We start from the raw sequence: 26,281 nt of genomic DNA, 5'->3' as shown, positions 1-26,281 counted from the left end.
GCTAAGATAAAACTTTTTCAACTATTGACGTATATACCATCATTGCGATCATCCCTGTGTTCCTGGCATAGCGTAGCCTATACTCTTCAACAGAGACTTAGATCATTCTTACTATCTTTACCCCATGCTCAAAATCCTCGCCGCCCGCAACCATATGCAACTCCATCCGGCACAACTGGAACGACTCTCTCGCGGATTGCCTGAGTATATGATTGCTAAGGCTTCCCGATATAAACATTGGCAGGATGCGCAGGCCTATTTATGGGGCAAAGCTCTTCTGGCAAAAGGTTTGCTGGATCTTGGACTAAACATAGAACTGCTGCATCAGATACAATACTCAGCCTACAACAGACCTTGGTTGCCGATTCCTTTTGATTTCAACATTTCTCATTCCGGCGAATATATTCTTTGTGTTATCAGTTCGCAGAAAACAGGCATCGATATTGAATTCGTAAGACCGATAGCCATCGATGATTTTACAGACTACTTCGACCATCATGAATTAGCCACAATCAGAAAATCATCTGATGTTTATCGCGAGTTCTTCCGGCACTGGACGATCAAAGAAGCGGTAATCAAAGCAGATGGGAAAGGATTAAGCATTCCACTGAAAACGATATCTGTGGCAGAAGAGATTACTATTGAAGAAAATACATGGTTTATTCAAGAGCTGAATATTGCACCCGACTATATCGCGCATCTGGCAACAAACAAAAAAACAGCTGCGGATGTCCCGACAGAATGGGTTTTATTGCCCGAAAATGAGTTTGTCTAAAGATTGCTGGCGCGATGTTTGAGTAACCCTTCATTAATAAACGACCTGTATTTTATGGAAACAGAAATTGCAAAGCCCAAATCGAATGCCAGCGATCATCTGGCTAATGAACGAACTTTTCTGGCATGGATCCGCACCAGTATCGGCATTATGGGATTTGGCTTTATCGTTGTAAAGTTCACTTTATTTATCCGGCAGATCGCCACGGTCATGGGACTTAGAGCAACGGTTCCACAAACGGGGTACTCACATACCATCGGAATACTATTGGTGGCATTGGGCGGACTCACGATCCTGTTTTCCTACATCAGATATATGACTACCAAAAAGCAGCTGGATCAAAACAATTACTACCACTCTACCTTATTCATAAAAATTGTTACGGCACTTATCTTCCTGATAAGCCTTGCGCTCATTGTATACCTGCTGAAAACATAGCCCGGCGACGTTTAACGCCGGACCTTTTTATAAAAAAAGCCGTCGACTGGACGGCTTTTTCATTTCATCCGTAACTTAGAATTCAAACCAACTACCCTGCTCCCGATATTCGGTTACAACTTTTGTCTGGTGCATCGATTGAAAACTACCAAGCAATTGAATCACGTCCTGGCGCAATAAAGCAATAGCACCATCAATCAATCGTCTATTGTAACCTTTATTCATGAGCTCCAAAACATATACCGCAGTTACCACACGGGCAATTATCCTGCCCAGCGTTATCTTCTTACGTTGTGCGATGGTAAAGTCTATTGTCAGATTTAATTCATTCCGGAATAAATCTACTGCCTCGGCAAACTGCAAGGTTTGTGACAAATAGTTAAACAGATTATTCTGTCGCGTTATTTTCATACCTCGTAAAACTGTTTCCGCAATTTGATTGTAAAGCATATCGTTTGGCCCTTCAAAGATCTGAAACGGCCGACTATCAATGACCGCACGGCCTGCATATTCGCTCAGCCTGTACCCTTTCGCGCCAGACAATTGCAGTAGTGTTTGTGCAGATTCATGCATTAAATCCGTCACTACTGTTTTCATACTGTTGGCATCTAATCCCAATCCAGAGGCATCGCCGACAGCACTGTCGAACGTACAGGTCTTGGCGCACATGGCAGCGCAAATGGTATAAGCAGCCTGAATGCGACTAATCTGATATTGTACCTGATCGTACGCCAACAAACTCGCACCACCCATCTGACGTTTACTACAATAGGCAATCGCTTCATCCAGCACCCGTTCAATAAAGCCCATAGCCATCCCTGGAAACTGCAGACGACTGTTATGCAGAATATCCAACATCATGGTGATACCTGTTGAGGTCCCCCGTAATTTTTGTTCTTTAGGAATCGATACTTCAATCTTATTCAAACCATAAGGCAACATGTACAAGCCAAGGCTGTCATAATATTTCAGCACTTCAATCTGCTGTTCCTTTTGATTTCCATCTGCTATAAAAAAATCAATATCGCGGACCAGTTCACCGGACGCATGTTTTTTCCGCGCAGCGACGAGCCAATAAGTTGCATGTCCCGTAAGTCCCTGCCAATGTTTCCTGCCGGAAATCCGATAACGGTTCCCGTCGTCTGTGTATGAAGTGGCAAGGTTCAGCACATCACTTCCGAAATCAGGCTCTGTGAGCATAAAACCACCCATTTGATTCCTCCTTAAAAAATGACGGAAGATATCGGCTTTCACAGTTGCGTCCGCATATTTTACCACCGGCTGCATAAAAAGAAACATATTGATGCCAAAAATCATGGACATCTCCAAAGACTCGTACGAAGTAGCAGCCAGCAACCTCATTGATTCTTTAATCAGACCACCCCGGCCGCCATACGCTTCAGGTATGGCGACCGAAAGCGGCTGTATTTTCATGATACGATCCAGCAAACCTGCAGGCATGCGTTGTTCAGCCGGTGTTTTAGTTCTTGCAGCCTGATCATTCATCCAATGCCGCAACGTGGCGGTAACATCTGCAAGCAATGTATCCAGATCGGTATTTGATGCAGTCAGCATTTCATTTTGATACATAGCCATCCGTTATTGTATTTTGGTTTGCCAATAGCGAAATCTGTCTGTCAACAACTTCGCTGTTTCTGTCATCATGATTTCCGCGATCTCATCCACGTGCCTGTTCTGCCAGTTTTCGAGCGGCGTATTTTTCACCCAACGATTAAAGGCACCCAATGCAGGTCCGCAATGAATCTGAAAATCGGGTTTGCCTGTTTCATTTCCTTTCAATGCAAGCGCATTTGAATAACCGAAGTACCATCGGAATATATAGGCCATCTTTTGCTTTGGATTCTTTTCCGCTACTGCAATTTCGTCAGATGAATAATATGCTTTTACATCCTCGTACACCTCGTCAAAAGAGCGTTTAAAATAACGTTGCTGTATTTGAGCCCTTGTGTCTGCATCAATTTCTTCCAGCGAATTATGATTACGGTACAGTTCGTATAATTTATTCGCCCGTCCCGGAAAGAACGTCCCTTTGCGCACCACCTGTACTCTCGCACCGATCTCAAACATGTCCCCGGCTGGCGCGTATTGCGTGTCCTGCACTTCTATTTCCTGTAGCATATCTTTTGCGATTGAACTCATGCCGGATTCTGCAGTACATTGATTAATGGAACCCGTCAGTATAAAATCGGCACCCATAATAAAGGCTGCAGCAGCGGCCTCAGGCGTGCCGATACCACCAGCTGCACCGATTCTCACGTCTTTCTTGTATCCATAACGCTGTTTCAGTTCATCGCGAAGCCGCATGATACTTGGTAGCAAAGTAAATGCCACGCCACCATCGGTGTGGCCACCAGAATCTGATTCAACGCAGATATCATCGGCCATAGGAACAAATGCGGCCAATGCCACTTCTTCCGCCGTTAATTTCCCGGCCATCAACAGCTGATTCAATACCGCTGACTGCGCAGGACTTAAAAACGCTGTTGCGACTTCAGGACGAGATAGTTTCGCCATGATACGTGTTCGCGTTACAATACTTCCGTCGGCATTTTTTTGAATACCTTTTATCCGCAGCAGTACTAATTCGGGTGTCACATTCATATAAGCGGAGGCCTCAATATTCCGGATATCATGCTTCATAAACAACGCTACGGTTTCTACCTGCCGTGGACCATTTAGCAAATTCATGCCAAATGGTTCTCCTTGATCGAGCTTTTCTTTAATATCGAGAATCGCAGCTTCTATATCGTGCAACCTTAAACCTCCGGTTCCGAAATAACCCAGCAGACGAGCTTTACCCATTTTTACGACCAACTCCCGCGAGGCAATGCCATGTACCATTGCGCCGGTTACATAAGCATACCGGACACCATAATCTTTTTTGAAAGCGGACGAACCAAGTGATTCCGGGGTGACCGCTATATCCTTTACGGAAGTATTTGACGCTGCAGGTTGTATTTCTTTTGCGTCCTCGGCAATAAACATCGGATGTTTCTCAATATAGGCCTGCATTTTTTTCAGCACGTCACCCGGACCGATTTCATAAAATTCAGTCACGCCTTTTTTCAGTAGATAACTGACACTTTCATACCACCTTACCTGCCCCATAACCTGTTGCTGGAGCAATTCGGGAATCTCCCGATTTTTGTAAGGCCGGGCGGTAACGTTAGCGATAACCGGAATCTGCAGTGGATTGAATTTAAAGCCCGCAGCAAACCTTCCGAATTCTGCAGCAGCATCTTTCATATACCTCGAATGAAAAGCGCCACTAACATTCAACGGAAAGTATAGCTTGATGTCGTTATCCTCAAACACCTGCTGGGCCGAAATGATGTCTTCAGTTGGACCTGTAATTACAATCTGCTCGTAGGAATTGTGATTGGCAATATCAATACTGTCGTAACGATGCTCCTTCAGCAATGCACTAACCTGATCAATATTCATACCCAACAGCGCGGCCATACTACCACCACCGCTGTTGTTGCTCATTAGCTCCGCTCTCTTTCTGACCAGCTTCAATCCAGTTTCAAAGGAGAATGCACCGGCTGCGAACAATGCTACATACTCTCCAAAACTGTGTCCTAGCAAATAATCAGGCTTCGATTCTGTTGCCGTTCTATCGAGATACGACAATGCGCTTACCACATACAAAGCTGGCTGTGTAAATTGCGTTTTATTCAGACACCTGTCCGGATCACGCAGACATAAGCTTACCACGTCATAGCCTAAGATCTCGTTTGCTGCTGCTACTAATTCCGGGTATTTCGGAAAGAGCTCCCCGCCCATTCCTCTTATCTGTGACCCCTGTCCGGGAAATAAAAATATTTTCATAGACCAAAACTGAGTTTGTAAAAGCAATTACTTTCTTCATCAAGATCGTATACGTCCATTGTCACCTTATATGAAAGGCCTAATTCATCGTTGATCCCTTGCGCAAAAGCATCGATTGGTGAAGACAACCATTCATGAATACCGAGTTCTCTGGCAATTTTATTGTAACGATCAACACCGCGCATGAGCATAGCTACATGGTCTTCGTCATACCGCGCAATTTCAAAACTATACTCCGGGCTAGCATTGAAGATTGCAGACATAGCCACTTTTGCGAGGCCATGTGCATTACGCTCCAGCTCTGGCTTACGGAGTAAAAGTCTGCGGGTTGTTCTTCTTCCCAAAGCATATACAGTCGATTTGGAAATGCTTTCCATAATCTCATTACCATAACGGCCACCGATTTCTTTAAGCATTAAACCATAAAATGCGGAAGTGGTATTGGAAAGCCCTTGTGCCAATTGCGGAACCGTACCCGGAAAAAAATCTGTAACCAGTTCCTCCCAGTTCATTTCCGGAAGGTATATATCGTTGGCTCTGAAACACTGCAACTCATGATACGTTGCAGGTAAATTTGCGATGGGTGTTTTCATTGATAAAAGATTGATTTTAAGAAATTATTTGTGTGCGTATTCAAACCTGGAAACTGAAGGCATACTGCGTTTTGCAATGATCAATAACGAGCTTCAACGTACTATGGTCATTCATCAGTGTGACATGGTCTGTTGCGGGGATTGCTATTTTTTCAAAATGAGCAAGCTGTTTCCGCCAGGCATCCCAATAAACTATTTGTTCAATCAGCACATTATCTTTTTCATTCAAGATGAAATACGATGACAGGTCTCCATAAAAAGACTGTGTCTCATTAACAAAATAGGTGCAGTGAATACCGGCCGGATCGATCAATGGCAATACCTTATAATCGGTAAAGCCTGACGCATCCCTTACTTTTAAACCCTTTGCAACGATTGCCTCCACATAAGCAGTTGGATAAGTAAATCCGCGTTGACGCGCCTGTTGCATAATCAGATCAAGGAAGGCTTTATCGGAAAGATTTACGTCTAACTCACTCCGGTGAATGAGTCCTGAAGTCTGCCCGATGCTACTTGCTGGTGTCTGTGTCATTAATAACAGGTTGACTGTTTGCAAGAGCATCGTTTTGTAATCCAGTAAAAACTTACCCATCATTTCAGGCACATAGACCGAATCAATCATTGTAATCGTAGCAACACGTTGTCCCTGTACTTGCAGCTGACGGGCTATTTCATAAGCCAGCGCACCACCCAGAGAAAATCCACCAAGGTCATAAGGTCCTTCTGGCTGCACCGACTGAATCATGCGGAGATACGTTGCCGCCATTTCAGGAATGCCCTGAATATTTCTCCCTTCTCTGATCCATTGATCGGCCACGACACCATAAAACGGACGTTCACTGACTGCTGCAAAATATTGGTAGCCATCTATACTGCCGCCACCTGGATGAAACCAGAATACTGGCCGCCCTTGGGACGCATCATTCAACAAGAGCAAACTATTTCCAGAAAAATAATGATCTGTTTTTCGCTCCGTTTGAACGCCCAACAATTGTTGTAAGCCTGTGTTTTCATTTCTTACCAGGTAGTCGACAAGTTCAGCGATAGTAGGATGTTCAAACACAACACTGTTCGTTAACTTAGGCATCACACTTCTCATTTTCACCAACAGTCTGCTGATCGCAATTGAATCGACACCATAATGAATCAGCAGCTCCGTTTCTTGAATTTCCCGTGCCGGTATGTTTACCAATTGTGAAATCGTGTTCTTGAAAAACGCGATAGCACGCGTGTTCAGATCTCCTTCATTCGCAGGAACAAACGCAACATCCGGTGCAGTGTCTGAGGTACCACTTCGCTTAACATCTGCCGGCCAGTATTTTTTCCGTTCAAACGGATATGTAGGTAAACTCATACGCACTGGCTTCTGTTTTCCATACAGGCCCATCCAATCTACACGTCCGCCTGTAATCCATTCCATAGCCATCTTTGCCAAAGGATCTGAAACATTAACTGTTGTTGTTTCTGCTTTCTGTTTAATATTTCCCTGAAACCAAATTCTGTTAAATGAGCCGCCGCAAATAAATTCATTCAGTGCAGCCCATAATTGTGGTAAAGAATCAACAACCACGGCAAATCGTTCTTCCATTGCTTCTCTACCTATTTGCAAGGTATACGCGAGGCTCGCCAGATCTTCATTTTCAACTTGTTTATTCTCTATGGCACTACGCAAACTTTGAGCATATTCATGTAAAAGTTCTTTGTTTTTTGCGGATAGAACCACAATGCTTCGTGGCGCTTCGCTGGCTCCTTTGCTCACTTTCGGAACATACTCTTCCAGTACGATGTGTGCACTAACCCCGCCAAATCCAAACGAACTAACGCCAGCACATCGAGGTAACTCCTTACCAGCTTCATCGCGAATCGCTTTCCATTCGGCAGTTTCTTTCACGACGAAGAAAGGCCCATCGTTAAAGTCGATATATGGATTTAAGCGTTCTGTATGTAAACTTTTAATCAGCTTTTTGTGTTTCATTTGCAATAGCACTTTAGCAACACCAGCTATACCAGCCGCCACTTCCAGATGCCCGATATTTGATTTTACAGAACCGATGCCACAATGCTTTTCACCAGCAAACATCAGACCTTTATCGTCGTACAATTTTCCAAAAGCCTTTTTCAAAGCATTCACTTCTATTGGATCACCCAATTCAGTACCGGTACCATGCGTTTCGATATAGCCGACCCTTCGTGGGTCGACCCCAGCGTTGACATAAGCTGTCTCTAATAAGGCAGCCTGTGCTTTAGGATTTGGCGAAGTAAGTGTATTGGCGCGTCCGCCATGGTTTTCGGCTGTACCGCGAATCACGCCATAGATATGATCGCCATCGCGTTCCGCATCCTCCAGACGTTTTAAGAAAACAACACCGACACCTTCCCCGCGTACATAACCTTTTGCCTGATCGGAGAATGGTCTGCAAACGCCATCCGGACTTAATGTGCCAGCTTCGTGTAAACTCATAAACACATCCGGCGACAGCAATGTATTTACACCGCCAGCCAGTGCCATATCACAGGTTCCGGATACGATCGCTTCTGCCGCCCTGTGTATCGCAACCAATGAGCTGGAACAAGCTGTTTCAATAGCTTCGCTCGGACCGTGAATATCCAGAAAGTAACTAATGCGATTCGGTCCCATTGACCCTACCATCCCCATCAGCGAATGACTGGCAATGGGAACATTTGCCTTCGCCAATAATTTACTGTATTCATAACAAAGAATACCTGCAAAAACTCCGGTATTAGTGCCTGATAAACTGTGCGGATTATAACCGGCATCTTCAATCGCCTTCCAGGCATGTTGCATCAACAAACGCTGCTGGGGCTCCATTTGCAAAGCTTCTGCAGGCGATATTTTGAAGAAAAGTGGATCAAAAGAGGCCATATCATCCATAAAACCACCCCATTTCACTTTGAGCTCCGGATAATCCCGCCAATCCCAACGGTCAGCAGGGATCTCTGAGATGCAGTGTTTTTCATTCACCAGGTTATCCCAAAATTGATTCGCGTCCTTAGCCATGGGAAACTGAATGCTGAGTCCAATAACGGCAACGCCTTCGCTATTTTTCTTTTCCTCTAAGACAGCCGGCGCCGGATGATGCTGAGACTCTTCTGCAACTTCATTTTTAGAAATCTCTATTGGCATATCACACGGCGCATGCGAAAAAAAATCGCGGTAATTTTCCTGAATATAACTACCTAATGATTGTAAATTCTGACATCCGAAAATGATATTGGGTGTAAGTTCAAAACCAAATTCTTCATTCAATTCACTGGTAAGTTGTGTAACAATAATTGAATCCAGACCATATTCATTCAGATCTGCTGCCGGATCAATCAAGTCTTCGCTAAACTTCAATATCTGCGCTACTTTACCTGTTAATATGCCGATCAATCTATTCAGATATGTGGCGGATTCCACAATATTCACAACAGACTTCTCCACGACCTCTTGTGTTGCAGAATCTTGCCTTGATCTGTTAAATGCCAGTGGATATTCATCTGCGAGATAAACCGATAACTGCCCAATGTTTGGATACCTGAAAAACACTGCTGGTGTCAGGTCCAATCCAAATTGTTCATTTAACTCGATGGAAAACTGCGTGTACAAAACCGAATCAAAACCATATTCTTCCAGACTTTCATCAAACGAAATGTGTGTTGCTTTCATGTTCAGCAAACGTGCTATGTTCGCAACGAGTATGTGCTGAATTTCGCTATTCGGCGGCATTTCCACCACTGGCTCCGCCACCCGCATTAGTGGTAAAAAAGGTGCAGCCACTTTTTCGGTCAATGTATATTCCGCATCCAATTTGAAAACCTCTTTAGCAAATGGATAAGTCGGCAGGCTCAACCTGCGCGGGTTTTCATTCTTATACAACTGGCTCCAGGTTATAGTATACCCCTCAATCCAGAGTTGCGCAAGACTTTTATAATCGCCGGTCCGTATGCATTCGGCTATCTGCTCGCCGATTGCTGTAGTATTTGCGGTATTACTGCCTGGCTTTATCTTTTTGACTTGCCCTATATAAGTCCAATCTTCTTGTTTACCATTGATCAGGAATCGTTCCAATCTGTTTTCAAGCTCTTTAAAATCTTTCGCTAAAATGCATAAACGTTCCTCCATAGCATTCCGGCCTACCTGTAAAGTATAGGCAATGCTGGCAAAATCACTATTGGTAAATACATTTAAACGGATCGCTTTTAATAACTGCTGCACCTGTACTTTCAGTTGTTCTGGTTTCTTTGCAGACAGCACAAATAGTTTTAAACAATCATCAGATGTTTCCATAACAGGCCTTTTATCTACATACTCTTCGAGAATCACATGTGCATTAACACCACCGAATCCAAACGAGCTCACACCTGCTCTTCGCGGCAAGGCCTTTCCATGAGCATCCCGTAAAGACTGCCAGGCTTGTGTTTCCCGTACGATATAGAATGGACTGTTTTTAATATCGATATATGGATTCATCGTTTCACAATGCAGGGTTTTTACTAAGGTCTGATGTTTTATTTGCAGCAATACTTTAATCACACCCGCTATTCCAGCCGCATATTCCGAATGGCCAATATTTGTTTTCAATGAACCAATCCCGCAATGCACCGATTTCACCTCTTCGCTTCCTGTCTCGCTGTACAACTCTTTGAAAGCCGCCTTTAGTGCATCGATCTCTATTGGATCACCAATTTTAGTACCCGTACCATGCGCCTCTACATAACCCACTGTGCGTGGATCAATACCAGCTTTTGAGTAGACGGTCTTTAGCAAAGCCGCCTGAGCGCGCATATTGGGTGCCTGCAATGAATTGGCACGGCCGCCATGATTCACGCCCGTACCTTTGATCACGCCATATATATGATCACCGTCCCGTTCAGCAGCGTCTAGTCGTTTCAACAAAATAATCCCAATGCCTTCGCCACGTGCATAACCGTCTGCCTGATCGGAAAATGTTCTGCTACGGCCTGTTTTTGACAACATGCCCGCTTTATCAAAACTGATGTAAGACGGAAGCGAAGACAATACCGTCACACCACCTGCAATTGCCAGCTCACTATCACCCGATCTGATTTCCCGTACTGCCCGGTGGATAGCAACCAGAGCACTGGAACAAGCCGTATCAACCGGCTCACTCGTACCGTGGAGATTCAAAAAATAGCTTACGCGATTCGGACCAATACAGGATATGATGCTCGCCTGATGATATCCTTCGGTTTTTACATTTATCCTCGATACACGGGCGCTATATTCATGACTTGTTATTCCCGTAAACAACGCGGTATTACTGCCGTAAAAATCCTGTGGCGCATAACCTGCATCCTCCAAAGCTTTCCAGACGTGCATTAAGAGCAAACGTTGCTGCGGATCTATATAAGCCGCTTCGCCCGGAGAAATATTGAAGAACGACGCGTCAAATGCATTCAGATCTTTCAGGAATCCGCCCCATTTCACGTTGGTTTTTCCTTTTTCCGATACCGCATTACCATAATGGCTTTCCCAATCCCAACGATCAGCCGGAATCTCCGTAATGCAATCTTTTTCGCCAATCAGATTCTTCCACAATTCTTCAATGTCTTCGGACATCGCAAAACTACCACTGACCCCGATGATCGCAATCGCTGCTTCAGCGGAATCCTTATCTGCAGCCATCGCGGGTCCTTGCGCTTCCACAATTGAAGGCGCGCCCATCTTTAATGGCCCTTGCGTTGATTCTCTTTGACCGTCGTACGTTGATAATTCACCCTCAAAGCAAGCGGGCCAGCGATCCAGTAAATGTTCCGCTAAAGCTTTCAGCGTCGCGTATTCGAAAAACAGTGTCGGCGCCAATTGTAGCCCGAACGCATCATTCATTTTAATGGTAAAACTGGTATAGCCGATAGAGTCAAAACTATATTCATCCATGCCAACAGCGGGATCAATATCTGCAACCGGAACTTCCAGAATTTCGGCCGCATAACCACATAACACCGCTGTCAACTGCCGCAATTTGTCCTTATCGTCACTAGATTGATTGACAGAAACGGAAGAAACTGCCGCAGGAATAGTTGTAGATTCCGCTCTCAGATAATCGGCTAAAGCGGCGATGGTACTTTGTTGAAAAAACAACGTTGGGCCGATATCTGTTTTGAATGTTTCATTCAGATTAACGGCAAACTCTGTATACAGAATCGAGTCAAAACCATATTCTTCCAATGGCGCTTTGGGATCGATATCTGCGGCTGACGATTTAAGAATATCGGCAGCCATGCATATCAGCTGCTGTATTAACTCTTGTGCCTGTTTATTTTCTTGGTGGTTCATTTTCGATTCGTTTAAAGATTCATGAGTATTTAACGCAATCGCTGTTCGTTTCACCAGGTTACACTGAAGTCTATTTGATAGTAAGGTTATATCGCCTTGCATGACCAGAACATGATCCTGCGACGACTGAAGCAGATTGTAAAATGCTTGGATCCCTTTTTGTGTTTCGAGCGGCACCATACCGGAATAACGATACAAGGCTGCAACCCCCGCATCTGAAATTCGCATACCGCCTTCTTTCCAGAAGGGCCAACTGATGGAAATCGCTTTTCCGCTACGCAAACCTTGCGCCCTAAGCCCATTTCGATACCGGGCATATTCGTCCATAAAACAGTTAGCCGCACTGTAATCTGACTGGCCGATATTGCCTAAAGCGCCGCTTGTAGAAGAGAAAAGGACAAAAAGATCCAGATTCATGCCGGCGCTGGCATTATCCAGATTGATAAGACCGGACACTTTAGGCGCCAGTACTTTCTCCAGTTCATCCCGTGTTTTGCGGATGATGTAATTATCATTGATAATACCCGCCGCATGTAATATACCATGCAGATTACCAAAACTGCTTTTGATCCAGCCAATTGTCTCTTGTACTTTAGTCGCACTGGTAACATCAAGCTGCCGGTATACGACAATGTTACCTTTTGTCTGTAACGCACGCAGCTGAGTTTCATGCTCCGGAGACAATGGACTACGACCGACAAGTATAATCGTTGCCCGGGACGTTCTGCGGAAAATCTCTTCTGTAAAAACTAACCCCAGACCGCCGATACCACCTGTAATGAGGTACACACCGTTGGTTCGCCAGGGATTCGGTACCATCGTCTTTTCCTCCGCATACTGCCAACTTTTCACCAACCGCTTTCCGTCCTCATACCGAACATGACGATCTGCTGCCTGTGCTTTATTACCCATTAACGTTTCAAAAAGATCTGATGTTTCCGCCTTAGACCATTCAACAATCTGCGTATGAAATTTTGTATATTCCGCTGAAACGGTCCGCAATAAGCCGGTCAAACCGGCCAGCAGTCTGCCGTCGCCATCATTAGCCACTACCACCTGCAACAGGAGTTTTCCGCGTGTCGTGGCGGACAGTTCCTGCACAAACTCTAAAATCTTCCAGCAATAATCTGTAAACATTCCGGCAACATCAATTGCGTCGGTTTCAAACAGGTGACATCTGATGTTTTGCCAGCGATGATCAATGTCAACACCAGACGACATTGATACACCGCATAGAATTGCGACATGATTTTCAAACTGAATGGAATCCTCATCATCCAGCGATTGTTTTTCCATCCAGAACGACTCGAGCTGATGTACATCTTCAGTGACAGATATACCGATAGTCTCGGCAACCTTATTGACAACAGTTCTTCCACAGTATCCCAGCAGTTGTACACATACTTTACCTGAGGCGTCGCAGAGGTCAATGTTTACGGTCTGACCACTCTGATCTTTGCTATTTTTCGTCACGATAATCCATGCTGCATTCTTACAGGAAGAAAAGACTTTTAATTCCTGTAGTGTAAACGGCAAGGGAATCTTAATTGCAGCGCCTTCTGCGGCTTCCTCCGCAAGCCATCCCATTGTCGCCTGCAGCGCGGCATCCATATAACCGGGATGCAACACAAAAGCAGCCGTCTCTGTTTCGCTACCCGAAGTTTTTAATCTGGCAACAATCTTGTCTTTGTCTACAAACAATTGATTAATCATCTGGTGTGAGGGGCCATAATTAAATCCTGCGTCACGCAATAAGCCATAGAATTGTTTACCATCGAACGATGTCTGTGTGCCATCAGCAATCAGACCGACCTTATGGGCTGGCATTTCATCAACCTTCATCACACAAGCAGTTCCGCAACTGTGCACTGTTTTACGCTGCACCGCGTCTTCTGAGAAAACTTCGTAAGACAGATGACCATTTTCTTTGTGCTCCAAACTAATTTGAAGTGCGATACCATCCCGGTCGGCAATAAATGGGGCCATCCAAACCTGATTCTTCAAGCAGATAATATCGTCTTCCTTTAATTGTTGCTGTAACAAATATTGAACATGACTACGTACGAATTCCATATAAACAACAGCTGGCAATATCTTCTGCCCGTTAAATACATGATCTTTCAGAAAACATTCGTTGCCATCAAAAACCCATACAGGTGGCTTGTCCGAACGATCATGCTCCTCTTCCGGAAGGCGTGTTAAATAACTAGGCATTTTATCTTCCTGCAACCAATATCTTGTCCGCTGAAAAGAATACGTCGGCATCGATATACGATTTGCGCCATCTGGAAATAAGGAATTCCAGTCATCATTGTGGCCAGCCATATATCGCTCTGCCAATTGCAATAATCGACCTGCCACGCTGAACGGAGTCGAAGCGTCACGCAATGCAGCCCGCAAATCACTCAAATCCTTTACTACAAAAGCTTTGCGCACCTGAAAATGATCGCGCCCAAAAAGCAAAGTGTAACTAATATCCGCAAGATCGACACCCTGTCCGCTAGTTTCTAACCAGTCGACTAATTCCGAGATGTTTTCCTGAAGTGCCTCTTTATTTTTTGCTGATAAACAAATCAAATATCTCGGCTGTTCTGCAGATACCCTACGATCCTTAACTGGCGCCTCTTCCAGCACAACGTGCGCATTTGTCCCTCCGAAACCAAATGAACTCACACCAGCTCTTCGCGGATAAGCTTTACCGTTTTCATCCAGAATGGATGTCCAATCACGATGTTTGTCTACGATATAAAAAGGTGTATCGTTCAGTGTAATGCGATGATTAAGCTGTCTAAAATGTAACAGACCGGGCAGTTGCCGATGTTTCATTGCCAGCAGCACCTTTATCATTCCAGCCACACCGGCAGCGGATTCCAGATGTCCAATGTTTGCTTTTACCGACCCAACACCGCAATAACTATTTGCTACGGCAACATTTAGATTTTGCATTGCTTGCGTCAATCCCTCAAACTCAATTGGATCGCCTTTGGGCGTGCCGGTCCCATGTGCTTCTATATAACTGATCGATTGTGGCTCAATACCAGCGCGCTTTACAGCCGTTGCAATCACCTCAGCTTGTGCTGTGGGGCTTGGATAGGTGATCGTATATGTTCTGCCACAGTGGTTAGCAGCACTTCCGCGCAATACACCATAAATAATATCGCCATCAGCCTTTGCCTGCTCCAATGATTTTAATAAAAGCAATCCTGCACCTTCACCGCGTATATACCCATCCGCACTTTCGTCAAAACTTTTGCAGCTTCCCGTCGGTGATAACATCCCCGCTTTCGCGAAAGCAATATGTTTGGCCGGTGTCAACAACAAACTGACTCCGCCCGCGAGTGCCAGATCGCATTCGCCCAGCTGTATGGATTGCGCAGCCATATGTATTGCCTGTAGTGAACTAGAACATGCTGTATCGATCGGGACACTGGGACCTTTTAAATTGAAATAATACGACAGTCGGTTGGCGACAACAGCGGTCGATGTGCCCGTGCCGTAATGCGCAGCAATTGCGCTTCCCCGCTCTGCGAGTTCTTTATAATCAAAATTGAAAACGCCAGTAAAAACACCGGTATTCGTACCTGATAATCTGGAAGGAGGTATCCCCGCATCCTCCATACAAGACCAGGCTAGTTCCAGCATAATTCGCTGCTGCGGATCCATCAGCTCCGCTTCTTTACCCGAAAGCTGAAAAAACGAAGCGTCAAAACAATCTGCATCTTTAATAAAACCTCCCCATTTTCCTGTGGCACCGTTCTTCGGAAAGTCGTGCTGATATTGCTTCCAGTCCCATCTCTCCTTCGGGATTTCAGAAATACCAGATCGCCCTTCCATTAAATTTTGCCAAAACTCTTCGTAATTGTTCGCTCCCGGAAAGCGACAAGCCATACCGATAATAGCAACCGGTTGTTGTGCAGAAGGCACTTTGTGGGTGTTCATAAAATTGTGTTTTGGGAAGATGAATTGAAACGGCATATGTATGGAGCGTCGTTCTCGCTGCTGCACGGCAAAAATCATTTGCTTCGCACGTGCAACAACAAGTAACGCTCATAACAAATACCAACCGTCCGCGCAGAAACGCGGCAGTGTACTTCTGCTGCTAAAATGCAGCACAATAAAAACAGCGTTTATCTGGCCAGGTATCCGCCGTCTACGGAATAATGGGAGCCAGTAACGAATGAAGCTTTATCAGAAGATAACCATAAAACGAGTTCTGCCACTTCTTCTGGTTTGCCGATGCGCATCACCGGCTGTAAGCTTTCAATTGCTTTGCGTTGTTCGCTAGAGAGGACGTCTAAGATGGGAGTTTCAATATAGGCGGGACAAACCGTATTGATACGGATGCCTTTGGTTGCGTTTTCCAACGCGGCACTTTTTGTGAGGCCGATAATGGCATGTTTGGATGCTACGTAAGCAGACAATCCCATTTCGCCGGTAAGGCCAAGTACGGAAGACATGTTGATGATTACGCCTGGCGCGTTCTGTTTACCCATCGCATCCAGCTCATACTTCATGCAATAGAAGACGCTGTTCAGATTGGTGTCTAAAACATCTTTCCAGGACGCCACTTCATAGTCAACAACCAGACTGAGTCCGCCAGATACGCCGGCATTGTTGCAAGCAATATCGATGCGACCGAACGTAGACACAACGCTTTGAATCAGCGCACGACATTGTTCCGGATCCGAAACATCTGCTTTAAAGAAAGCAGCGTCACCGCCTTTACTTTGGATTTCGCGAACTACTTCCTGTCCGCTTTTTTCATTTCTGCCAGAGACCATGACCTTGGCTCCGTTTGCGGCATACAGCAATGCGATTGATTTGCCAATACCCGATGTGGCGCCGGTAACCAGCGCTACTTTTCCGTTTAAAATGTTCATAAAGATGTGGGTTAAATAAAAAAGAAATTCTATGTCTTTTTCTCGACACATAACAAACATAGAAAAACGGAAATTGGGAAATTGTAGAAATGCAGCCACACATCAGTTGACAGTTGACAATGAACAGTTGACAGTACACCTATTCAGTTGTACCGAATACAATTAGAAAAGAAATGAAACATCAGATGTTTTATTTATTCCGGATTTGCATAAAATTGTCAGCTGTCAAAAACTAAGCCAGGGATGCGATTTCCTATATTAATTGAGCACCTCAGAATATAGCCGTATTTTATAACGATATTCAAAATGATGAAACAACCGACAACGCTGCACTATTTCAAGACCTGGACATCTATGCTGGACATAGATGTTCAGAAGGAATTCTCTGTTCTGGAGCAAATAAAACTGGAGCCACATAGCATCACCTTCTATACATCGGTTTCGGTTATGTCATCATCAAAAATTGAAGGAGAGCAATTAGAAGTAGACAGTTACGTAAAGCACAAAATATTAAATGTTGCGTACTTGCCCGAACTAACGGAAAAACCAAACGATCTTTACAACGCATATCTATTTGCCCAGGATAATCAACTAAATCAAAACAACTTTCTGCAGGCTCATAAGTTCATCTCTGCACATTTGCTGACCCAAAACCAACGAGGCGCTATCCGGAAAACAGAAATGCTGGTGATGGAACACAAAACAGGGAGAATACAGTACGAGGCAACGCCACTAAGCATAGTGAACGAGTGTTATGTCGCTTTATGGAAAGAAATAGAGAAGCTCCTGAAACAGGAATTATCAATCGAAGAAACTTTCTATTATGCTGCATTCATTCACCTGGAGTTTGTAAATATCCATCCTTTCAGCGATGGTAACGGACGTATTGCACGCCTTCTTGAGAAATGGTTTCTAGCAGAAAAGCTGGGTGAAACTGCTTGGTACATCCAGTCGGAACAATACTATTACACTCACGTAAACGAATACTATAAAAACCTTGCAAGACTGGGCTTATACTACGAAGCGCTAGATTATGAAAAGTCTATTCCATTCTTGCTGATGCTTCCTCAGTCCTTAAATTTTAAAAACTAATCCCGCTCACAAAAAAGAGCGTTTGTATTAGCCTTAAACCACTTCCCTATTATTTCCGTAGTTTTGCATTTGGGAAAATCACTCGCTTCTTTACAGCTACTACTTTACGATGTCGTCCATTCAGCCGGCATTTCACTGAAGCGCCTGCAAATTACTGCAATACATTTCCAGCAGAACTATCATTCAATCCTGAACTTTAAACGGTCTATTTTAGAGTGCACGTTCAACGTGTCTTACGGTTCCTTTTACCTAGCTCAAACAAAACATAAGCATAGCATATGATGTACCAGGCAATTTTCTTTGATGTCGACGACACACTATTAAACTTCAAATTAAGCAGCCAGTCTGCATTTCAGAAATCATTCGCAGATTTCAATCTTGAATACAACGATCATATCTTTTCGGAATTTGTTGGAATCGACAATATACTTTGGGCAAAGCAAAGAACAAATGAGATAACGATTCAGGAGGTTGTGGACAACAGATTCAAGCAACTTTTTCATCTGCTGAAAATAGATGCCGATGCTGCAGACATGGAACATCTGTACAGAAATAAATTGCACCATGAATGCCATCTTGAATCGGAAGTGGTAGAGACAATTGTATACTTAAACGCAAAGTATAAGCTGTATGTGGCCTCCAATGGATTTTTGACGATGCAGACCGCGCGATTAAAACTCGCTAACTTATTTCATTTATTCTCAGACCTGTATGTTTCTGATGATATCGGTTTTGAAAAACCAGACCGCCGATTCTTCGGAGAAATTCTAAAACGCAGCAGTTTCGAAAAACATCAAACCCTTTTTATAGGCGATAGTTTAGAAGCAGATATTAAAGGTGCTTCCGGCGCCGATATCGACACATGCTGGTACAATCCCAACCGAAAAGAAAATACATCAGATGTTTCATCGACAATGATCATTCATGAGCTATCACAGTTGCGGGCAATTTTATAGTAAAACCTGAGGAAAGAAAAACTGTAGAAATGCGACTACACAATCTCGCCTCATAAATATCGATTAGCGGCCGCAGATCCACAATGCATTAGTTAATTCCGGACGACCGCCACAAGCGAAGCGCCATCCAGACAAATTGTTTATCCCGCAACAAAGGCTCCATTTTTCATTCAATTTCAGCAAGAAACCCAGTTTAAATATTGATATGTTTTATAACTATATAGTCAGGTCAAAAACGGCTGACGCTCAGTGTTAAAACGCACGGCAGACCGCCATTTCGAGGCATAGATTTTAAATAACTTTGATTTAAAATCTGCAACATATGAAAAGGATCATTTATTGGGCCGCTGTCCTTTTATTCGGTAGCATGATTGCAGCTTCCTGCAAAAAAGATTCCTCCTCCGACAGCATGCCTGCTGGTTCAAACAATTTATCAGTGTATATGACTGATGGACCTGCCATGTTTGATGCAGTGTATATCAACATTGTGTCTATTGACGCGAAAATAGATACCAGTTCACATAAAAACGATGATCATTTTGGCGATGACGACCACGACGGCGACGATGATAACCAGCATGATGGCGATCACGATCGTTTCGGTACCTGGATTAATCTGAATTTTACCCCCGGTGTCTACAATTTACTGGACCTGAGAAATGGCGTGGACACATTAATTGCAACAGCTTCTACAACAGGTACAGTTAGAAAAATCAGAATTAAGATTGGTGATGGCAGCTATATAATTAAAAACGGAACACAATACCCGCTCACACTAATCAATTGGGACAACAACAAAAACTACGTGTATACCAACCTGCATGATGAAGACCGCGACGATGACAACCCGGCACATATTGGCATCTGGCTTGATTTTGACTTAGGCCGTTCTATTATTGAGAAAAACGGTCATTACTACTTGCTGCCAGTATTGAAACCATTCTGCGACCGCAAATCTGCGCAAATAGAAGGTAAAGTATTACCGATGAATGCCGCGGCAGTTATACAAGCTTACAATGCTACAGATACGGCTATGGCCTTCCCTAATGCCGATGGCTATTTTAAAATCCGCGGGTTAAATACAGGCACGTACAATGTACTCTTCCACTCCACCAATGGTTACATCGATACTACGATCATGAATGTATCCGTAAGCAGAGGACATGAAACAGAGTTGAGGACCGTGACATTGCATCAATAAAGGATTTGATATAGATGGATAGCGCTCCGTTCCAATCAGAACGGAGCGTTTTTTGTGTATCCAATATTACTTATCCAAAGTAAGCATCGGCACACCTTTCTTCACTACATAAGTCGCGAGCTCCTTTGCATCACCCTTGCCAACATTCTTAACCGAATGAACTGTTTCCGCAGGAACAAACAAAACATCACCAGCTTTGAGCGTTGTGGCTGGTTGACCTTCCACCTGATACTCGAGTACACCCTGAAGCACATAAATAATCTCTTCACCCGGATGTTTATGACGCGGAAAACTGCCGCCCTCTGCTATTGTTACAATAGACTGCACCACTTCACGTCCCGGTACGCTAAGATCATGTTCTTGCAATTGCTGTCTGCTCGTGCCCGTTTGTGCTATCGCAAAAGATGAAAACAAAAATGCGCTCAATGCGACAGCACCAAAGATTGCTTGTTTGATTGTATTGCTTTTCATATCTCTAAATTTAGTGGTTTGAGATACGAAGGTATTTCGATCCTGAATGTGGCTAAAGGCTTATATGCTTGAAACGGACGAATTTGACAGCGAGTTGGACGTTTGACAGGATAAAAAGCCTCATCAAGCGGAGCCGAAAAGGCCGCGACTACTTCCGAAATACCTTGCGATCACTAATTTAGTACCCAACGACTACTTCTTTAGTACCCGATAAGGACCCTTTTAATACCCAGCGATGACTTTTTTAATACCCGACGACTACTTTTTTAGTACCCAACGAGGACTATTTTAATACCCAACGATGACTTTTTTAATACCCCATGACTACTTTTTTAGTACCCGACAAGGACTAAATTGGTACGTCTCGGGGACTTTTGAAGGGGGTGCAGGAGAAATAAATAACAGATAACCCTAACTGACTTAGATACGGTGTGTTTTATGAATCAGGCATTTACGTACAAACGCCTGCCTGTTAAGTATATTTTTAGTACTTCGCAAGTATTTATGAAATACATCACAACTATCTTTTAAGGGGTTTGCAGGTATTTCTGAAGTACATCACAACCACTCAAAAAGTACATCGCAGGTACCTGTTTAATAGTTAGCAACCTCTTTTTAAATACCTCGCAAGTATTCAAGAAATGCATCGTAACCACTTCGAAAGTGGTTGTTAAGTACTTTTCTAATGGTTGGGAAGGACTTTTGAAGTAGTTATAGGAATGGAACGATTTATCACCGCTCTCTTTCGTTTTTCAAAATACAAAATGCGTTGAGCGAAACCGATCGACTCAACGCATTTTCTAATAGTACTAATTATATCAACGCCAGCCTAATCCCGGAGCCACATGCTCCAAAATAGAAGACAATACATGCACATTATAATCGACGCCCAGCGTATTGGGGATTGTCAGCAAAAGTGTATCCGCCTCTTGAATGGCTTCGTCCTGCGCCAACTCCTTAATTAATTGATCTGGTTCCGCAGCATAACTTCTTCCGAAAATAGCACGCTTGCCCTTTTCAATCGAACCAATCTGATCAACACGATCAGCCTCGCCACCGAAGTAAAGACGATCCTGATCATTGACCAACGCAAAAATCGACCGACTTACAGAGACCCTCGGCTCGCGCTTATGTCCCGCTTTTTTCCAGGCTTCTTTATACAACCTGATCTGCTCGGCCTGCTGTACATGAAACGGTTTGCCGCCTTCGTCATACTTCAGCGTGGAACTTTGCAGATACATACCTTGTTCCGCAGCCCATACTGCTGTTGCATTAGAAGCAGCACCCCACCAAATACGATCCCTTAATCCATCGGAATGCGGTTCCAAACGCAGCAAACCCGGCGGATTCGGAAACATAGGATTCGGATTGGGTTCAGCAAATCCAATGCCATTCAACTTGTCCAAAAATTCAAGAGCTTTACGTCGACCCATATCCGCATCCGTCTCGCCAGCTTCAGGTTCATAACCGAAGTAACGCCAGCCGTCAATCACTTGTTCTGGCGAACCTCTGCTGATGCCCAACTGCAATCGACCGCGGGAAATCAGATCAGCAGCACTTGCATCTTCCACCATGTACAGCGGATTTTCATAGCGCATATCAATCACACCCGTTCCTATTTCAATCTTGCTTGTCTTCGCTCCTATTGCAGCCAACAAAGGAAACGGCGAAGCCAGTTGCGCCGCAAAATGGTGCACACGGAAATAAGCTCCGTCCAAACCTATTGCTTCAGCAGCCACTGCCAAATCGATCGATTGGAGCAGCGTATCACTTGCCGTACGCGTTTTATACGCTGGATGATTGGCCCAATGCCCAAACGATAAAAATCCTATTTTCTTCATCGCATTTTTCTTTTCTATACTTCCGGAAATTCACCGGAAGTATTTACCGAAGTTAACGGTAAAGCTAGTGATTTGGGCGAAAACGGAGCCTTAAAAGCCTAAACATTCCAACCGATATCAAACGTGTTTTTGGTGTGTTCTACTGATACACCGGTTATTTGAGTGGGACATTTTTAAATCTTACTTGATCTGAAGTAATCAATACTGTGTCGTTTACACCGATCAGGTTTGCTCCAAATGAGTCTTTAGCTACGATATAGTAAATTTGCGGCTGCAGATTGAACACTCGGTAGTTACCATCACTATCGGATCTTGTATTAATAAACGCATAGGCAGATGAATCCATTGATGCCGCTATACCGCTTGTATAGATTCGAAAAGCAACGTTTGAAAATGAACCGCCGGTGCTATCTGAAAAATGAAGGACTAACCCATTCGTATACTTTGGCCGGACATACATTGTAATCAGGCCTGCATTTTCCACCGTAACTGTTGTGTCACTTGCGTATTCCACACCATCTTTTGTAAATCTGACAAACACGCGCATACTTGCTTTTGAATCTAAATTGGATACGGAAAAGTATCCCGCATCGTCAGTTACCGTCTCGTATTCATAAGATGAGGTTACATTGCTTTTATTGTTGTGCAAAAATACCGTGACTGCTCCTAAAGGTGAAGGTATCGATGACGTTGTTTCATCGATCATTTTTATATAGCCTGTTATTTTTCCTGTCCCACTGTACGCCGCATACTTATTGCAAGAAAAGAATGCTATCACACATATTAGTAACATAGCCAACCGCAATATTCTTATTTTCATGACGAGTAGTTTTAAAGGTTTAACAGTTTAAGAATTTGGTCAACCAACGTCACGTCAGTTGATACGCCTACATAAAATCCGCATCGATACAATTGCTGACTTCCTGTATTTTGACCATTATCATAGCTGTAAAATGTATACTTATTCCATACAGCACCTGCGTTAATGCAGCATCCAGGTATCAAGTCAAAACCAATTCCCGTATAGATATTATTGAGTGGTTTGCTCACATCAACCGCGACATCGATACTTGTCCTTGACCAGAAAAGGCATTTACCGTTGTCATCTTTGCCAGTTATAAATCGATTGTCCCGGATATCGGTCTTATTGATATAGAATTTTAAACCGGCAACAAAATGGACGGGATCTTCTGTAGAAACAGTTCCAGGACCGTTGCCTGACGAATTAGGATCTATGTGCGCAAAATGGGTAACATTATATGCCAAGCCCGCCATAGGGAACAACCAATATTTTTTATTTACCCGATAAGTAAAAGTATCTGACGATGAAGAGGACGTTTTGTCTTTAGCGGCTGCATCTCCACTTTGTGTGTCTACAACGTCAACTTCATAACTTGCCTGCTTAGGCCCTTTTACCTTTTTGGTCATTTTTATTTCCGAGTGATATGCTGAATGCTCACCGGCTTGCTCTTCAATATCTTTGTAAGGCACTGTCTGTCGGCCAACATACGCTAGACAAACTTGTAAATCCTGCAGTGTGTCCAGATTAGCTCCCAACTTAACCAAATATTTTCTTAAACTGTCTTTGTCATCGGAGGTCGCCTTTTTTTCAGCCCTCTGACTACGAACGCCCCCCTGGGTACCAATGCCTTTTGTTAAAAGAGCAATAAGGTCATCAATAGCGCTGTTCCCGGTAAATTGATCGGCGAGTGGAGATTGATCAGATGTAATGGGTGCATAACTAATGTTGACCGACATTTTTTGATTTTCCTTCAGATTATGTCCCAGTATGGACACATAACTATCCTCCAGGTATTCGTCACGATCTACAATGTTCATCGTATTTGCCTCATTAGACATATCATGATGACGCATCCATCTTATTGTATCCTTTCCGGATATCATTAAAATCGCCTTATTTAGGATGACATTGACATGTTCGTACGCAAGGACTAACGAATCATTATACGCAGATGATTTTTCCCATGACTTATATTCCGCTTCTTTGGAAGCAATAGTGCTCCGCATCAAATCCGCATCATCAATTATTTTATCAGCTGCGTCAAACTCGGAAGGTTTACCCGGTGCTGCATTTTTTATGAAATTGTCGCGTGTGGCTAGTTTAGCCCGTAATGTCAGCAGCAGCGATGTGTCCGGTTCCTTAATTAAGGAAGGGTCTGTAAAGTTGAGCGGATTCAGTAATGGCAATCCTGTTTTATCCTGAGAAGCGAACCATAACCACTCCATAAGCCACTTTTGATTAGCGCTTAGGTCAACTATTTTTCGAACATTATCAATTAAGTTTGTAGCAACCCCATTTAATGAATCGACGAAATTCGTCCACGTACCAAATTGGCTTTGTTTGAGACTTTTTGATCCTTTTTTTTCTTTCATTTGCGTCAAAATCGTCTGTGTATAAGTATTTGCTGCCGTCGAAAACGCAGCCATTTTGTTCCCAATTAAATCAATGTCATCCTTAGAGGGCATTCCCTTAAAATCATTTCTTGTTGCCTTAATTCGATCTATCACCAGTTTCTTAAAAGGGTCTCTTTTTGAAAGCGTAATAGTCACTTTTTGTACCCCTTCAGCTAAATCAATTTTAGCAGCGGGTAATGGAACACCAGGTTTTAAACTACTATCGTATTTGCCTTGAGTCATATTTGACTTTATGGAGTAATACTTCATTTCCTGGTCAAATGGAGTTGGGCGAAACATTTTCGATGTATCAAGTTCTGTTATTCCGTAGACCGTCGTCAGGATTTTCATTTTAGCGGTATCATGACGTAAAAGCTCCAGATATTGCTGCGCTTTCTTAATTCGTTCCGAAACCTCTTTTTGATATTTATTGATATTTTCCTGTGTTCCTTGAACGGAAAACGTCAAAAGATCTTCGTTCGTCAATCTGTCTGGCAACGGCGTATCCAGCGTACCATCGGCGTTAAAATTTATTGGAACGGGGTGCTTGTATGCCTGTGCATCTGTGCGCGTGATGAATGATGTGCATAGAAACAAAAAAAACAATCTAAAAGCGATTTTCTTGTTCATAATTGCTGGTCGTTGGTTTCTGCTAAACTACATATGTGATAAATAATTATCAACGGTAAAATTCCCGTTTTTTAAGCTAGGTAATTATACGTGCTTGTTCCGTTTTTTAACAGGTAGTCGGCTCCTTATTTCTTGCTAACAAAAATTATTTTGATGCGAAAAAATGCCATTGGCACAAGTCCCATCAGGCGTGTTATACATAGAGTTAATGAGATCGTCTACTGTCTCTTAACCAATGAAAGAATGTTTTTTTCACGTTGCAGGGTCAAAACAGATATATTATCTTCGATACCTCACCATCAAAACATAATACAGAAAATGGCAAGTCCGTTAACGATGTACGTACAGATCAAACAAGATGCTGTATCACAAGAACTAGCTGAAAAAGCTGTCGCAAATTTTACACAAGGTGTACAGGCAGGCCTGGATGCAGCAGAAATTGTGCATTATGCAACGCTCGCATTAGTGCCTAATCCAGCCACCACACCGGGCACACCAGCCAGCGGATATATGGGCCTTTTACTGATGACAGATTTCGACCTTGCAATGAATCCGTACCTTGAAACATTCTGGAATGCCGGTGGAGGAATTAAAACTGCAATACAAGGCATTGCGCTAATTGCTTACAACCCGGTGCCACCGATCAACACTTTGACGGATTTTCAAAACTTCATTAACAGCGTGAATCTCACACCAGCTCCTACTTCCGGGAACTGGACAAATTTTTATCAGGCCTATAATTTAACGGTGAAGCAAATCAACGCTGATTAATCCGTATCCGTAATCCAACTCTTCATCTTTATCGTAGCGTAGGTACCTGTACCTACGCTTTACTT

Annotated in this window: 15 protein-coding genes; 6 read left to right on the top strand and 9 right to left on the bottom strand. The window is 43.6% G+C overall.

Annotated elements, in window-relative coordinates:
- Nucleotides 1-124 precede the first annotated feature (124 nt).
- Complete coding sequence (locus DN068_RS17715; protein ID WP_111000260.1) at nucleotides 125-775, top strand: 4'-phosphopantetheinyl transferase family protein; 651 nt, start codon at nucleotides 125-127, stop codon at nucleotides 773-775.
- 54 nt (nucleotides 776-829) lie between these two features.
- Nucleotides 830-1,213, top strand: a complete 384-nt coding sequence (locus tag DN068_RS17710) for a YidH family protein (RefSeq protein WP_111000259.1) — start codon at nucleotides 830-832, stop codon at nucleotides 1,211-1,213.
- Between the two features lie 75 nt (nucleotides 1,214-1,288).
- On the opposite strand, the gene DN068_RS17705 is transcribed toward DN068_RS17710, so the two are convergent.
- The 5 genes from DN068_RS17705 to DN068_RS17685 all read right to left on the bottom strand — a co-directional run bounded on the left by DN068_RS17705 (nucleotide 1,289) and on the right by DN068_RS17685 (nucleotide 16,839).
- The gene (locus DN068_RS17705; RefSeq protein WP_111000258.1) at nucleotides 1,289-2,809 is read right to left on the bottom strand and encodes an acyl-CoA dehydrogenase family protein; all 1,521 of its coding nucleotides are present in this window, start codon (nucleotides 2,807-2,809) and stop codon (nucleotides 1,289-1,291) included.
- A 3-nt stretch (nucleotides 2,810-2,812) separates the two neighbouring features.
- Complete coding sequence (gene fabD, locus DN068_RS17700; protein WP_111000257.1) at nucleotides 2,813-5,065, bottom strand: ACP S-malonyltransferase; 2,253 nt, start codon at nucleotides 5,063-5,065, stop codon at nucleotides 2,813-2,815.
- On the bottom strand, nucleotides 5,062-5,658 hold the full coding sequence (locus tag DN068_RS17695) for a hypothetical protein (RefSeq protein ID WP_111000256.1): 597 nt from the start codon (nucleotides 5,656-5,658) through the stop codon (nucleotides 5,062-5,064). Before DN068_RS17695 ends, fabD begins: the two co-directional genes overlap by 4 nt.
- A gap of 40 nt (nucleotides 5,659-5,698) precedes the next feature.
- A complete protein-coding gene (locus tag DN068_RS17690; protein WP_165836439.1) occupies nucleotides 5,699-15,898 on the bottom strand; it encodes an SDR family NAD(P)-dependent oxidoreductase in 10,200 nt (3,399 codons plus the stop codon).
- Between the two features lie 188 nt (nucleotides 15,899-16,086).
- The gene (locus DN068_RS17685) at nucleotides 16,087-16,839 is read right to left on the bottom strand and encodes an SDR family NAD(P)-dependent oxidoreductase (protein WP_111000254.1); all 753 of its coding nucleotides are present in this window, start codon (nucleotides 16,837-16,839) and stop codon (nucleotides 16,087-16,089) included.
- Nucleotides 16,840-17,145: 306 nt separating this feature from the next.
- Between DN068_RS17685 and DN068_RS17680 the strand changes: the two genes are divergently transcribed.
- The 3 genes from DN068_RS17680 (at nucleotide 17,146) to DN068_RS17670 (ending at nucleotide 20,088) form a co-directional block, all read left to right on the top strand.
- Nucleotides 17,146-17,931: a Fic family protein gene (locus tag DN068_RS17680; protein ID WP_111000253.1), complete on the top strand. Its 786-nt coding sequence runs from the start codon at nucleotides 17,146-17,148 to the stop codon at nucleotides 17,929-17,931.
- A 278-nt stretch (nucleotides 17,932-18,209) separates the two neighbouring features.
- Nucleotides 18,210-18,887 (top strand): YjjG family noncanonical pyrimidine nucleotidase, encoded by a 678-nt coding sequence (locus DN068_RS17675; protein WP_207799010.1) that lies wholly within the window; start codon nucleotides 18,210-18,212, stop codon nucleotides 18,885-18,887.
- Between the two features lie 322 nt (nucleotides 18,888-19,209).
- A complete protein-coding gene (locus tag DN068_RS17670; protein ID WP_111000252.1) occupies nucleotides 19,210-20,088 on the top strand; it encodes a DUF4382 domain-containing protein in 879 nt (292 codons plus the stop codon).
- Nucleotides 20,089-20,154: 66 nt separating this feature from the next.
- Here the strand turns inward: DN068_RS17670 and DN068_RS17665 are convergent, their stop codons facing one another.
- From DN068_RS17665 to DN068_RS17650, 4 genes are all read right to left on the bottom strand, one after another.
- On the bottom strand, nucleotides 20,155-20,559 hold the full coding sequence (locus tag DN068_RS17665; protein WP_111000251.1) for a cupin domain-containing protein: 405 nt from the start codon (nucleotides 20,557-20,559) through the stop codon (nucleotides 20,155-20,157).
- 818 nt (nucleotides 20,560-21,377) lie between these two features.
- Nucleotides 21,378-22,400: an LLM class flavin-dependent oxidoreductase gene (locus tag DN068_RS17660; RefSeq protein WP_111000250.1), complete on the bottom strand. Its 1,023-nt coding sequence runs from the start codon at nucleotides 22,398-22,400 to the stop codon at nucleotides 21,378-21,380.
- A 154-nt stretch (nucleotides 22,401-22,554) separates the two neighbouring features.
- Entirely contained in the window at nucleotides 22,555-23,220 is a 666-nt protein-coding gene (locus DN068_RS17655) for a hypothetical protein (RefSeq protein ID WP_123985398.1), read from the bottom strand.
- A gap of 11 nt (nucleotides 23,221-23,231) precedes the next feature.
- On the bottom strand, nucleotides 23,232-25,445 hold the full coding sequence (locus tag DN068_RS17650; RefSeq protein WP_111000248.1) for a hypothetical protein: 2,214 nt from the start codon (nucleotides 25,443-25,445) through the stop codon (nucleotides 23,232-23,234).
- Between the two features lie 318 nt (nucleotides 25,446-25,763).
- Here DN068_RS17650 and DN068_RS17645 point away from each other — a divergent pair, with 318 nt between their 5' ends.
- A complete protein-coding gene (locus DN068_RS17645; protein ID WP_111000247.1) occupies nucleotides 25,764-26,216 on the top strand; it encodes a hypothetical protein in 453 nt (150 codons plus the stop codon).
- Nucleotides 26,217-26,281: the final 65 nt, after the last annotated feature.

It is taken from the genome of Taibaiella soli, from assembly GCF_003236175.1.
Classification (GTDB): domain Bacteria; phylum Bacteroidota; class Bacteroidia; order Chitinophagales; family Chitinophagaceae; genus QKTW01.
Note: the sequence above shows the minus strand (reverse complement) of the source record. Positions and strands in the feature narration are given on the sequence as shown.